10 protein-coding genes and 1 pseudogene are annotated in these 14,141 nt (G+C 50.3%); 8 read left to right on the top strand and 3 right to left on the bottom strand.

All coding sequences use genetic code 11. The annotated features are described in order from the left end of the window. Positions 1-303 precede the first annotated feature (303 nt). From OGY15_RS23560 to OGY15_RS23535, 6 genes are all read left to right on the top strand, one after another. Positions 304-1,935: a sensor histidine kinase gene (locus OGY15_RS23560; protein ID WP_210905457.1), complete on the top strand. Its 1,632-nt coding sequence runs from the start codon at positions 304-306 to the stop codon at positions 1,933-1,935. Beyond that, complete coding sequence (gene dcuR, locus OGY15_RS23555; RefSeq protein WP_151218012.1) at positions 1,932-2,651, top strand: two-component system response regulator DcuR; 720 nt, start codon at positions 1,932-1,934, stop codon at positions 2,649-2,651. The genes OGY15_RS23560 and dcuR overlap by 4 nt, the downstream gene beginning before the upstream one ends. Before the next feature lie 297 nt (positions 2,652-2,948). Continuing rightward, positions 2,949-3,245 (top strand): hypothetical protein, encoded by a 297-nt coding sequence (locus OGY15_RS23550; protein ID WP_286541339.1) that lies wholly within the window; start codon positions 2,949-2,951, stop codon positions 3,243-3,245. A 124-nt stretch (positions 3,246-3,369) separates the two neighbouring features. Next, a complete protein-coding gene (dcuB, locus tag OGY15_RS23545; protein WP_151218014.1) occupies positions 3,370-4,710 on the top strand; it encodes an anaerobic C4-dicarboxylate transporter DcuB in 1,341 nt (446 codons plus the stop codon). Positions 4,711-4,806: 96 nt separating this feature from the next. Further along, on the top strand, positions 4,807-6,453 hold the full coding sequence (gene fumA, locus OGY15_RS23540; RefSeq protein WP_016155418.1) for a class I fumarate hydratase FumA: 1,647 nt from the start codon (positions 4,807-4,809) through the stop codon (positions 6,451-6,453). 148 nt (positions 6,454-6,601) lie between these two features. Next, complete coding sequence (locus OGY15_RS23535; protein ID WP_151218015.1) at positions 6,602-7,219, top strand: DUF2238 domain-containing protein; 618 nt, start codon at positions 6,602-6,604, stop codon at positions 7,217-7,219. A 26-nt stretch (positions 7,220-7,245) separates the two neighbouring features. On the opposite strand, the gene OGY15_RS23530 is transcribed toward OGY15_RS23535, so the two are convergent. The 3 genes from OGY15_RS23530 to OGY15_RS23520 form a co-directional block, all read right to left on the bottom strand. Continuing rightward, positions 7,246-7,500 (bottom strand): SemiSWEET transporter, encoded by a 255-nt coding sequence (locus OGY15_RS23530; RefSeq protein WP_151218016.1) that lies wholly within the window; start codon positions 7,498-7,500, stop codon positions 7,246-7,248. 2 nt (positions 7,501-7,502) lie between these two features. Next, positions 7,503-8,933: a melibiose:sodium transporter MelB gene (gene melB / locus OGY15_RS23525; protein ID WP_187253956.1), complete on the bottom strand. Its 1,431-nt coding sequence runs from the start codon at positions 8,931-8,933 to the stop codon at positions 7,503-7,505. Between the two features lie 92 nt (positions 8,934-9,025). Then, positions 9,026-10,381 (bottom strand): alpha-glucosidase/alpha-galactosidase, encoded by a 1,356-nt coding sequence (locus tag OGY15_RS23520; RefSeq protein ID WP_187253957.1) that lies wholly within the window; start codon positions 10,379-10,381, stop codon positions 9,026-9,028. Positions 10,382-10,649: 268 nt separating this feature from the next. Between OGY15_RS23520 and melR the strand changes: the two genes are divergently transcribed. Both melR and adiA read left to right on the top strand, forming a co-directional pair. After that, a complete protein-coding gene (gene melR, locus OGY15_RS23515; RefSeq protein ID WP_151218098.1) occupies positions 10,650-11,582 on the top strand; it encodes a transcriptional regulator MelR in 933 nt (310 codons plus the stop codon). Positions 11,583-11,819: 237 nt separating this feature from the next. Continuing rightward, positions 11,820-14,087, top strand: a pseudogene (adiA, locus tag OGY15_RS23510) (arginine decarboxylase). Positions 14,088-14,141: the final 54 nt, after the last annotated feature.

Here is a 14,141-nt window from a genome sequence, read left to right as displayed (position 1 = left end):
CCTGCAGCCCGCAACCCTTAAATGACAGAAAAATGACTGAGTGCTGCATTCCACAGCAAAACCCCGCTTTATACCCATTTACACACAGAGTTATCCACAATCGTAAGAAGATTAGCGGCCACCATCGCTGAAAAGTAGAAAAACAGATAAGGAAATCTCTATTCTCTATATAGAAAGAAATTCGCGCTACGTTATATAAAAGAAGAAAAGTACAGGTAGCCTATGCCCCATAGCCCTACCACCTTTGAATTACGTACCCCATCAGGCGATAATACCCGTACAAACAGTGATTCCAGGACCGTGATGAGACACTCTCTGCAACGTACTGCTATACGCAAACGCCCGATGAAGCTCGGTACCACCGTGATCCTCATGGTCAGTGCGGTACTCTTCTCTGTGCTGCTTGTCGTTCATCTGATTTATTTCTCGCAAATAAGTAATATGACGCGCGATGCGCTAGCTGATAAAGCGCTTGCTGTCGCACGAACGCTGGCGAATTCTCCAGAAATCCGTCAGGGGCTAATGAAGAAGCCCGAAGAAAGTGGCATTCAGGAGATTGCCCAGGCGGTGAATAAGAGCAATGACTTTTTGTTCATTGTAGTCACCGATATGCAGAGCATTCGTTACTCCCATCCCGAAGCGCAACGAATTGGCCAGCCGTTTAAAGGTGATGACATTTTGCTGGCCCTGCAAGGCAAAGAGAATGTGGCTATTAATCGCGGGTTCCTGGCACAAGCCCTGCGTGTTTTCACCCCAATCTATGACGAGCATCACCGACAAATTGGCGTCGTGGCGATCGGTCTTGAGCTAAGCAGAGTTGCTGAACAGATCAATAACAGTCGCGGTAGCATCATCTGGTCCATCTTATTTGGTGTACTGGTTGGGCTACTCGGCACATGGATATTCGTTAAAGTCCTCAAGCGCATTCTGTTTGGCCTGGAACCTTATGAAATATCCAATCTGTTCGAACAACGCCAGGCGATGTTGCATTCTATAAAGGAAGGCGTCATTGCCGTTGACGAATGCGGTGAGGTAACGCTGATAAACCAAGCGGCGCAGGAGCTACTGGATTACCACAAATCGCAAGACGATGCTCAGCTCTCTACGCTCAGCCACGCGTGGTCACAGGTGGTCGATTTTTCACAGGTACTACATAATGGTACGCCGCGTCGCGATGAAGAGATCATGGTGAAGGATCGACTACTCTTGATAAACACAGTTCCGGTGCTCAGCAACGGTAAAATCATCGGGGCCATTTCAACCTTCAGAGACAAAACTGAAGTCCGAAAACTGATGCAGCGTCTGGACGGTATGGTTAACTATGCCGACGCACTTCGTGAACGATCCCACGAATTTATGAATAAATTGCACGTGATTCTGGGATTATTGCATCTGAAAAGTTATAAGCAGCTTGAAAATTATATCCTGAAGACCGCGAACAATTATCAAGAAGAGATTGGCTCGCTGTTAGGAAAAATTAAATCCCCGGTGATCGCAGGATTTTTACTCAGTAAGATTAATCGCACATCTGATTTAGGCCATAGCCTGGTGATCAGCAATGAAAGCCAGTTGCCGGAAAACAGCAACGAAGATCAGGTGGCAGTGCTGATTACCGTTCTGGGGAATTTAATTGAAAACGCCCTGGAAGCGCTAGGTCAAGAACCTGGGGGCGAGATCAGCGTATCCTTGCATTATCGACACGGCTGGTTGCATTGCGAAGTGAATGACGATGGTCCGGGGATCGCCCCCGAACACATTGAGCACATCTTTGAGAAGGGCGTTTCGTCAAAAGGAACCGAACGGGGCGTTGGTTTAGCGCTTGTTAAACAACAGGTTGAAAACGTTGGCGGCAATATTTCCGTCGAGTCTGAACCTGGGATCTTCACCCAATTTTTTGTACAGTTACCGTGGAATGGTGAGAGGGCCAGCAGATGATCAATGTCTTAATTGTCGATGACGATGCAATGGTAGCGGAATTAAACCGTCGTTATGTTGCACAACTCTCCGGGTTTCATTGCTGCGGCACAGCCTCCACGCTGGAGAAAGCGAAAGAGATAATCTTTCATAGCGGTAATCATATCGACCTGATTTTGCTTGATATTTATATGCAAAAAGAAAACGGTCTGGATCTGTTGCCCGTTCTGCACAGCGAAGGTTGCAAGTGTGATGTTATTGTCATCTCTTCCGCCGCTGACGCAACGACTATCAAAGACTCCCTTCACTATGGTGTCGTTGACTACCTGATCAAACCTTTTCAGGCATCCCGTTTTGAAGAAGCGCTTACCGGGTGGTTACAAAAGAAAAACGAAATGGAAAAGCATCAGTACTATGAACAGTCTGAGCTTGACCAGTTGATTCATGGAAGTTCCTCTAATGAGCAGGAAGCGCGGCGCTTACCTAAAGGGTTAACGCCACAAACGTTACGCACGCTGTGTCAGTGGATTGATGAGCATCAGGATCAGGAGTTCTCCACCGATGAGCTGGCTAATGAGGTCAATATCTCGCGCGTCTCATGCCGTAAATATCTTATCTGGCTCGTCAATTGTCACATATTATTTACCAGCATCCATTATGGCGTAACGGGTAGACCGGTTTATCGTTACCGCGTTCAGGCTGAGCACTACTCATTGCTTAAACAATATTGCCAATAAAAACATATTGGGATTATTTGTTATTTGAAAGTAACAATTATTAAAATAATGAAAAATCCCTATTTTGCTGACTCATGCTGCAGAATTATAAATTTGCGTTAGATCAAATGTATTTGTATCCAGCATGTTAAATGTATTATTTTAATATTGATTAACGTCACACTGTTTTTAATTTCAAAATCGCTAACAAAAGTTAATTAAGTATTATCTAACTCGCAGAGTGTGTATTTTTACCCATAAAGGATTAGTCTGAAATTAACCAGACATACAAAATCTAGACTGGTAGCAATGGAGACCATGCTACGTACCATGGACACCGTACATTTTTGTGAGCAAGTAAAAGTATCCGCACGCCAACCTCATTACATCATGAAATGGCGCGAGCGTGATCACATAAATAATCTACTCACCCATTTTGTCGGTGGTTCACGTAATAGCGGAAAACGCAAAACAGATAAATTACAGCGTCAACCGCAGCTCTCCACACCCAGCCCTGCTTCCCATCGCCTGAGGATACTTTCCTCTGATCAACACCACAGAAAAAAGCCAAATATCACCATAATTTTAAGAAAACATTCTAGCAAGACATTTTAACATTAATCGCAAATACGGACATATCGAATACTGACCATTTTTTGATGCCTATTCCGGCAAAAAAGAATGTGGCACAGATCCATTTTTCAAAAAATTGACTGGGTTTTTCGCGAGGGTAAATAAAATGTTATTTAGTATACAACTTCTCATAATATTAATATGTTTGTTTTATGGTGCCAGAAAGGGCGGTATCGCGCTGGGTTTATTAGGCGGTATCGGCCTGGTCATTCTGGTTTTCGTTTTCCATCTTCAGCCGGGTAAACCGCCTGTAGATGTCATGCTGGTTATTATTGCCGTGGTCGCCGCATCGGCAACCTTGCAAGCCTCCGGTGGCCTTGACGTTATGCTGCAAATTGCTGAAAAGCTGCTGCGCCGTAACCCAAAATACGTTTCCATCGTCGCCCCGTTCGTGACCTGCACCCTGACGATTCTCTGTGGTACAGGCCACGTGGTATACACCATCCTGCCAATCATTTATGACGTTGCCATTAAGAACAATATTCGCCCGGAACGTCCGATGGCGGCGAGCTCTATCGGTGCGCAGATGGGGATTATCGCCAGCCCTGTTTCCGTAGCCGTTGTTTCACTGGTCGCCATGCTGGGTAACGTAACGTTTGAAGGCAAGCATCTCGAATTCCTCGACCTGCTCAGCATCACCATCCCGTCTACCCTGTTGGGTATCCTGGCGATCGGTATCTTCAGCTGGTTTCGTGGTAAAGATCTGGATAAAGATGAAGAGTTCCAGAAGTTTATTTCCGTACCTGAAAACCACAACTACGTTTATGGCGATACCGCCACGCTGTTAGACAAAAAGCTGCCGAAAAGCAACTGGCTGGCCATGTGGATCTTCCTTGCCGCTATCGCCGTTGTTGCCGTGCTCGGCGCGTTCTCTGAACTGCGTCCTACCTTCAGTGGCAAACCGCTGTCAATGGTACTGGTCATCCAGATGTTCATGCTGCTGACCGGTGCGCTGATTATTATCCTGACGAAGACTAATCCCGCTTCAATATCTAAAAACGAAGTCTTCCGTTCCGGTATGATCGCGATTGTGGCGGTGTACGGTATTGCCTGGATGGCAGAAACCATGTTCGGCGCGCACATGGCAGAAATCGAAGGTGTGCTGGGCAACATGGTGAAAGAGTATCCGTGGGCCTATGCAATTGTTCTGCTGCTGGTATCTAAATTTGTAAACTCTCAGGCAGCGGCGCTGGCGGCGATTGTTCCGGTCGCGCTGGCAATTGGGGTCGATCCAGCATACATCGTGGCTTCCGCTCCGGCATGTTACGGTTACTACATTCTGCCGACTTACCCAAGCGATCTGGCGGCAATTCAGTTTGACCGTTCCGGCACTACCCACATTGGCCGCTTCGTTATCAACCACAGTTTCATTCTGCCTGGTTTGATCGGCGTAAGCGTATCCTGTGTCTTTGGTTGGATCTTCGCCGCAATGTACGGTTTCCTGTAATTACAGTTCGCGTGCCGTCCGTTTTGGTACGGCACGCCACCGTTAAGACGCAGAGAATTTTAAAATTCCTGAGAAAAATGAAAAGGCTGGAAGCAAATGTCAAAAGTTGAATTCACTTACCAGGCGGCTTTCCCACTGGGGGAAGACAAAACTGAGTACTACCTGCTGACATCCGATCACGTCAGCGTTGGCGAGTTTGAAGGCGAAACAATCCTGAAAGTAGCTCCTGAAGCACTTACGCTACTGGCCCAACAAGCCTTCCACGACGCCTCCTTCATGCTCCGCCCTGAACACCAACAGCAAGTCGCCTCAATCCTCCATGATCCCGAAGCCAGCGAAAACGATAAGTATGTCGCGCTGCAGTTCCTGAGAAACTCCGAAATCGCCGCCAAAGGCGTGTTGCCAACCTGCCAGGACACCGGTACGGCCATTATCATGGGGAAAAAAGGTCAGCGTGTCTGGACCGGTGGCGGCGACGAAGCGGCACTCTCTAAAGGCGTATTTAATACCTATATTGAAGATAACCTGCGCTACTCGCAAAACGCGGCGCTGGATATGTACAAAGAAGTGAATACTGGCACCAACCTGCCCGCACAAATCGATCTGTACAGCGTGGACGGCGACGAATACAAATTCCTGTGCGTAGCCAAAGGCGGCGGTTCAGCGAACAAAACCTATCTGTATCAGGAAACCAAAGCGCTGCTGACTCCCGGCAAACTGAAAAACTTCCTGGTGGAGAAAATGCGTACGCTGGGTACTGCAGCTTGCCCGCCGTATCATATTGCATTTGTCATTGGCGGCACGTCAGCGGAAAGCACCCTGAAAACGGTGAAGCTGGCCAGCACACACTACTATGACGCACTGCCAACTGAAGGTAATGCGCACGGCCAGGCGTTCCGCGATCTGCAACTGGAACAGGAACTGCTGGAAGAAGCGCAGAAACTCGGCCTCGGAGCCCAGTTTGGCGGGAAATACTTCGCGCACGATATCCGCGTGATCCGCCTGCCTCGCCACGGCGCGTCCTGCCCGGTTGGTATGGGTGTCTCTTGCTCCGCAGATCGTAACATTAAGGCCAAGATTAACCGCGAAGGGATCTGGATTGAAAAACTGGAACACAATCCAGCTCAATACATTCCGGAATCCCTGCGCCAGGCAGGCGAAGGTGAAGTGGTCAAAGTTGACCTCAACCGCCCAATGAAAGAGATCCTTGCCCAGCTTTCTCAGTACCCGGTTTCTACTCGTCTGTCGCTGAGCGGCACTATCATTGTCGGTCGCGATATCGCCCACGCGAAGCTAAAAGAACGTATTGAGTCCGGCGAAGGCCTGCCACAGTACGTGAAAGATCACCCGATCTACTATGCGGGTCCGGCCAAAACCCCTGCGGGTTATCCGTCTGGCTCTTTAGGCCCAACCACTGCGGGTCGCATGGACTCCTATGTTGACCTGCTGCAGTCCCATGGCGGCAGCATGATCATGTTGGCGAAAGGTAACCGTAGCCAGCAGGTAACTGACGCCTGCCACAAACACGGCGGCTTCTACTTAGGCAGCATCGGTGGTCCGGCAGCGGTACTGGCGCAGCAGAGCATTAAGCATCTGGAATGCGTGGAATACCCGGAGCTGGGTATGGAAGCAATCTGGAAAATCGAAGTAGAAGATTTCCCGGCTTTCATCCTGGTCGATGACAAAGGCAACGATTTCTTCCAGCAAATCGTCAGCAAACAATGCGCTAACTGCGCGAAGTAAACCCATTCGGCCCGGCACTGGACTGACACCCGTTTTTTGGCGTCAGTCCAGTGATCCCCCCGGGCCTCCTTTATCCCCCCATTTACTGACCTTGAATTTTTGTTGCGCACAGGGAATAGTGACCTTTTCCATTACTTGTGAATTCGCAATGCTTCGTACCCTGAACGTCACAATCTTGCATACTGGCGCGCTGCTGCTGACGCTGATTCTTATCTACACCGGTATCTCAGCCTCGGAGAAGATCACCTGGCTGATGGAAGTCACGCCGGTCATTATTGTCGTCCCATTATTGCTGGCGACCAAAAAACAGTATCCGCTGACGCCATTGCTCTACACGCTCATTTTTTTGCACGCCATCATTCTGATGGTCGGCGGTATGTATACCTACGCCAAAGTTCCCGTCGGTTTTCAGGTTCAGGAATGGCTGGATCTCAGTCGTAACCCGTATGACAAGCTGGGTCACTTCTTCCAGGGGCTGGTACCTGCACTAGCGGCAAGAGAGATTTTAGTGCGCGGTAATCGCGTTCGTGGCCGCAAAATGCTGGCTTTTTTGGTCTGCTGCGTAGCGCTGGCGATTAGCGCGATGTATGAGCTGATCGAATGGTGGGCGGCACTGGCGATGGGCCAGGGAGCCGATGATTTTCTGGGTACGCAAGGCGACCCGTGGGATACCCAGTCGGATATGTTCTGCGCCCTGCTCGGCGCGCTAACGACGGTGCTCGTGCTGGCGGGCTGGCACAACAGACAGTTAAAAATCGCCGGATAGCGCTAACGCTTATCCGGCAATCTGCCCTACCCATTACGCGATTTGATAACCAGAATCGGCAAGGCGAACAGCAGCGTCAGAAAGTTCGCCATACTGACGGCGGTATCGTCAATCAATAACCCATAAACCAGCCACAAAACCAACCCGCACACAAACATCACATACATTAAACCGGAGATACCTTGGGTGTTGCGGGTGGTAATGACCTTAATCGCCTGCGGCAAAAAAGAGAGCGTCGTCAGCGTTGCCGCCAGATAGCCAATCCAGGAATGCCATTCCATAGCTACGCCTTCGCATCGCTGGCCACTACCACCGGTATCTCCGGGGTATTCGACTGCTTGACGGGCGACGGCACTTTTCGGTATTTATCCAGCAGGTGGATCTGAATCTTACGCAGCATATCGCCATTTAACCGGTAGTAACGGAAATAGAGCACCAGTGTCACAATGAAGAAGAGCGTCGGCAGCGCGATCATGATGAACTGCATGCCAAGAATGGTCTCAGCGGATTGCGTTGCATTCGGAACATAACCAATCAATCCCAGCACCACCGCAATAAAGAAAGCAGAAAACGCCGAGCCACCTTTGACCACCATCGTCTGCACGGCATAGGCAATACTCTCGCAGCGGACGTTAAACTTATACTCGCCGTAATCTACGGTGTCCGCCACCATAATCACCTGAAGTACCCAGAACAGTGCCGTACCAATGTTCAGAAGGATCCCTGCGGTAACAATCAGGAAAGTATTGTGGAATGCCCCCAGTGCCATAATCAGCAATACGCCTGCGCTCAGAACCGGCATAACCGAAGCGCCAGCCCACAGTATCCGGCGAGAAAGCGCCTTTGACAGACGGGGAAAGAGAATCAATGTCAGCAAGTTAGCCGCTCCAGCATAGGAGAGGTAGTATGGGAAAAGGTCAGCATCACCCACCACGTAGGTGAAGTAGTAAATCGCAAAACCAGTAATGATATTAGACGCCACGTTGTAAGCCAGCGCCATACCCAGCAGGCAGGAAAGCTGATCGTTTTTGTAGATAAGCGCAAGGATTGATTTCAGCGTCAGCCGGGTGCTGTCTGCCGTGGCTTCGCTGTCAGAGGAATACACTTCGTGCACATTGCGCAAGGTTACGAGGGTAGAAACAATAAAAAATGCGATCAGCACCAGCGTAAACATCTGAAAACCGAACCCGCGATCCGCGCCGCCAACATAGTTTACAAAGGGTAGCGTCACGCCCGCGGTGACAAACCCTGCAAGGCTGGCGAAGAAACGAGGGAACGGCACCAGTTGTTCACGCTCGCGTTTATCCAGCGTAATCGTGGGGACCAGCGACCAGAATGGAATATCCATAATGGTGTAGGTCATCCCCCACAATATGTACGTCACACAAACAAAAACGATTTGCGCCGTCCCCTCAAACAGATGTGCGCTAAAAAGCAAAAACAGCACCAACGAGTTCGCCAGCGTACCGAGTAAGATCCAGGGTTTAAATTTTCCCCAACGCGACCGGGTGGCATTCACTATCCACCCCATCACCGGATCGTTAAACGCGTTCCATATTTTTGCCACCAGGAACAAAGTTCCGACGACGCCCACCGATAATCCCACCACGTCGGTGTAGTAATACATCAGGTACATGTACACGATACCGATAGCGAAATCCTTACCAAACGCGCCAAATCCGTAACTGAGTTTTGTAGTCAGAGAGATGCTCATAGGGTATCGGGTCGCTGTTACCAGCGCCCGCCTTCTGTAAGAGGAAACGTCAGACGTTAAACGCCGGATACTCTGCCCGGCGTGATTGTGTGTTAACGATGTAACCAGGCTGGCAGCCAGTCGCCATGGGAGGCGATTAGATCGTCCACCAGCGCATAAATCTCCTCAATTCCCAATACCGCGGCGGTATGCGGATCCATCATCGCCGCGTGATAAACGCGATCGCGATTTTCCGTCAGAATGGCTTCCGTTAGCAGGGTCTGAACATTGATATTGGTTTGCATCATGGCCGCCAAATGGGACGGGAGCGTCCCCACCTTCGTTGGCTGAATACCATTCGCATCAACCAGGCAAGCTACCTCCACGCAACAGCCTTGCGGCAGGTTATCGATCAGATGGTCATTACGAACGTTGCCATACACCACGCTTGGTTCACCAGTCCAGATAGCGTTCATGATAGTGCTGGCATATTCGCGCGACGGCTTAATATCGATCCGCGCCGCCGTTTTGTACTCTTCCAGCTCTTTATTCCAGTTCGCCACCTGTTCCACGCAGCGTTTAGGATATTCATCCAGTGGAACCTTGTAGCGTTCAATCAGATCTTCACGCCCCGGTTTAATAAACCACGGCGTATATTCCGCAAAGTGTTCCGATGACTCGGTGACGAAAAAGCCCAGTTTTTTGAACATTTCATAACGCACAATGTTCTGGCAACGGGTATTCCCATGAATATTCGGTTTCGGTGCCTGACCGGAATCATAAGCCGCCAACAGTTCCGGGTAGAGATCTACATAGCCCCCATCAGCCGTTTTACGCTCCAGCTCCAGATAAAACGCCATGTGGTTGATCCCGGCGCAACGATAACGTAGCGAAGCAGGATCAATATCCAGATCCCGCGCCAGCTCTTCCGCCGTGCCCTGTACTGAATGGCACAACCCAACCTGCTTGATATGCGGATAGCGCGCATACATTGCCCAGGTGTTCATCGCCATCGGGTTAACGTAGTTAAGCATGGTGGCCTGCGGGCAGACTTCCGTCATGTCCTCACAAATCTGCCATAAATGCGGGATAGTGCGCAGCGCACGCATGATGCCGCCCGGCCCCAGAGTGTCGGCAATCGTCTGCTCCAGACCATGACGTTTACACACCGTAAAATCGGTAACGGTACAGGGTTCATAGCCGCCAATCTGGAAAGCGACAACCACAAAATCAGCATCCTGCAATGCCGCTTTTTGATCGCTATAACAGGTGATATGCCCGGATGCACCCGCAGAATCCATCAGTTTACGCACAACAATGTGTGACTCTTCCAGACGTGTAGGATCGACATCCATCAAGGCGATATGCGCCGACTTCAACGCATCGCGATGAAAAACGTCCCCGAGGATATTTTTGACGAAAATCGTCGAACCGGCGCCGATAAAGGTAATTTTGGGTGCAGACATCATGACTCTCCAGAACAGTAGTGAACACGGTCATGGTGGCACGCCGCCCGGGTGAAAACCTCCGTTTTCCCTCATGAGCATTCCCAAAAACTCAGATCCTCTGTCAGCCGTGTGACGATCTGAGTTTTTGGGATTAAATCACCTAAAAAGCAGAGTATCCGGCCTGATAATCGGTCTACTATCATTCATAGCGACCGGTTTTGTGCCCCCCTTCGCGGTTTCTTTTCTGCGGATGAGACATGATTCTGATAATTCAGGAAATGGAGTGATGATGAGTACAGAGCCGATAGTCTTTCTCCCGCCCGACCCGCATATGTGTAATGGCGACGAAAAACAGACCCGCAGCCCGCTGTCGCTCTACTCTGAATATCAGCGGATGGATATTGAGCTGCGTTCACCGCATGCTATGCCTGCCAGCCACTGGCACGGTCAGGTGGAAGTCAACGTACCGTTTGACGGCGATGTGGAGTATTTGATCAACAACGAAGTCGTAAAGATAAAACAAGGACATATCACCCTATTCTGGGCCTGTACCCCACATCAACTCACCCGCCCCGGCAACTGCAAGCAGATGGCGATTTTCAGCTTACCGATGCATCTGTTTCTCTCCTGGCCACTGGATCGGGAGCTTATCAATCATGTTACCCATGGCATGGTCGTCAAATCGCTCGCGACCCAGCAACTCAGTACCTTTGAAGTGCTGCGCTGGCAGCAGGAAGCGAACAGCCCAAATGAGCAAATTCGCCAGTTGGCGATCGATGAAATCGGCCTGATGTTAAAGCGGTTTAGCCTTTCTGGATGGGAACCTATTCTGGTCAACAAAACCTCACGCACGCATAAAAATAGCGCCTCACGGCATGCCCAGTTTTACGTCAGCCAAATGTTGAGCTTTATTGCTGATAACTACGATCAGGCGCTTACCATCAACGACGTTGCGGAGCACGTGAAGCTCAATGCCAACTACGCGATGGGGATTTTCCAGCGCGTGATGCAACTCACCATGAAGCAGTACATCACCGCCATGCGGATCAATCACGTCCGCGCATTGCTTAGCGATACCGATAAAACCATTCTCGACGTCGCATTGACTGCCGGATTCCGATCCAGCAGCCGTTTTTATGACACCTTCAGCAAGTTTGTCGGCATGTCGCCGCAGCAGTACCGTAAACTGAGCCAGCAGCGTCGGCAAACAATGGCGGGTTGATATCATTCGCTGATATCAGTATCAGCCAAAAAAATATTCCCCCTGTCGATAAACGGCAGTGGAAAACCGACAACAAGTAAACGCAACATTTTGTTTAATAAAATAATAAAGTCAAATCAGACTATTTTTCACCCGCTTTACAGGCCATTTTGTCAGGATAATACTTGCCTACGTCACATTCATACGGTGTGTCTGCAATCCCTAAATTGCAACCTTTCCACAACCGGGTAAAAGATGATGAAAGTATTAATTGTTGAAAGTGAGTTTCTGCATCAGGACACCTGGGTCGGTAGCGCTGTCGAACGTCTGGCCGATGCTTTAAGCCGCCAAAATGTTACCGTCATTAAGTCCACCTCATTCGACGATGGTTATGCCATCCTCGCCGCAAATGAAGCCATTGATTGCCTGATGTTCAGCTATCAAATGGAACAACAAGACGAGCACCTGAATGTCAGGCAATTGATCGGTAAGCTCCACGAGCGCCAGCAAAACGTTCCTGTTTTCCTGCTGGGCGATCGGGAAAAGGCCACCGCGTCACTGGATCGCGACCTGCTGGAGCTTGTCGATGAATTCGCCTGGATTCTGGAGGACAGCGCTGACTTTATCGCTGGCCGCGCCATCGCAGCGATGACTCGCTATCGTCAGCAATTGTTACCGCCGCTGTTCAACGCCCTGATGAAATACAGTAATGTCCATGAGTATTCCTGGGCGGCTCCTGGTCACCAGGGCGGTGTCGGTTTCACCAAAACGCCTGCCGGTCGACTGTACCATGACTACTACGGTGAAAATCTGTTCCGTACCGACATGGGGATTGAACGTACCAATCTCGGTTCTTTACTCGACCATACTGGCGCATTTGGGGAAAGTGAAAAAAATGCTGCCCGCGTGTTCGGCGCCGATCGTTCCTAGTCCGTGGTGGTCGGGACTTCCGGCTCTAACCGCACCATCATGCAGGCTTGTATGACCGACAATGACGTCGTGGTGTTGGATCGTAACTGCCACAAATCTATCGAGCAGGGGCTGATCCTCACTGGGGCAAAACCGGTGTACATGGTACCGAGCCGCAACCGGTACGGCATTATCGGACCTATCTACCCGCAGGAAATGCAGCCTGAAACATTGCAGAAAAAAATCAGCGAAAGCCCGCTGACCAAAGGCAAGGCCGGGCAAAAACCGTCTTACAGCGTTGTGACCAACTGTACCTACGACGGTGTTTGCTACAACGCCAAAGAAGCGCAGGATCTGCTCGCGCAAACCAGCGATCGCATCCACTTCGATGAGGCCTGGTACGGTTATGCCCGCTTCAACCCAATTTATACCGATCACTACGCCATGCGTGGCGCGCCGGGCGATCACAACGGCCCTACCGTTTTTGCCACCCACTCGACCCACAAACTGCTGAATGCGCTCTCTCAGGCATCTTACATTCACGTCCGTGAAGGTCGTGGAGCCGTGAACTTCTCCCGCTTTAACCAGGCGTACATGATGCACGCCACCACTTCTCCGTTGTATGCCATCTGCGCATCAAACGACGTGGCGGTCTCCATGATGGACGGTAACAGCGGCCTGTCACTCACTCAGGAAGTGATCGACGAAGCGGTCGATTTCCGTCAGGCCATGGCAAGGTTGTACAAAGAATTCACCGCCGAAGGCGACTGGTTCTTCAAACCGTGGAACAAAGAAGTGGTAACCGATCCGCAGACCGGTAAAACCTATGACTTTGCCGACGCGCCAGCTACATTGCTGGCAACCGATCAGAATTGCTGGGTGATGCGTCCGGGTGAATCCTGGCACGGCTTTAAAGACCTGCCGGATAACTGGAGCATGCTGGACCCAATCAAAGTCAGCATTCTGGCTCCGGGGATGGGCGACGATGGCGAACTGGAAGAGAACGGCGTACCGGCAGCGCTGGTTACCGCCTGGCTTGGCCGCCACGGTATCGTGCCGACCCGTACCACCGACTTCCAGATTATGTTCCTGTTCTCCATGGGGATTACCCGTGGTAAATGGGGCACATTAATCAACACGTTGTGCTCTTTCAAACACCACTACGATGCCAATACACCGCTGTCACAGGTTATGCCAGAACTGGTGGAAGAACATCCTGACACTTATGCCAACATGGGTATTCACGATCTGGGCGACACCATGTTTGCCTGGCTGAAAGAGAACAATCCAGGCAGCCGTCTCAATGCCGCTTACTCCGGTCTGCCGGATGCGAATATTACCCCGCGTGACGCTTACAACGCGATAGTCAGTGACAACGTTGAGATGGTCGCGATTGAAAATCTGGCGGGACGTATTGCGGCAAACTCCGTGATCCCTTACCCACCAGGAATTCCGATGCTGCTGTCCGGTGAAAACTTTGGCGATGCCAACAGCCCGCAAATTGGGTACCTGCGTTCGTTGCAGTCCTGGGACCACCACTTCCCTGGATTCGAACATGAAACCGAAGGAACGGAAATTATTGACGGTGTGTATCACGTCATGTGCGTGAAAGCATAATGTCTCTTTTTAGAGAGTCCGATGTTTAAGGTAGACATGTCATTCTTGAGTAAT

This window comes from Citrobacter sp. Cu231 (genome assembly GCF_030332265.1).
Classification (GTDB): Bacteria; Pseudomonadota; Gammaproteobacteria; order Enterobacterales; family Enterobacteriaceae; genus Citrobacter; species Citrobacter meridianamericanus.
This window is presented reverse-complemented; position numbering and strand designations above follow the sequence as displayed.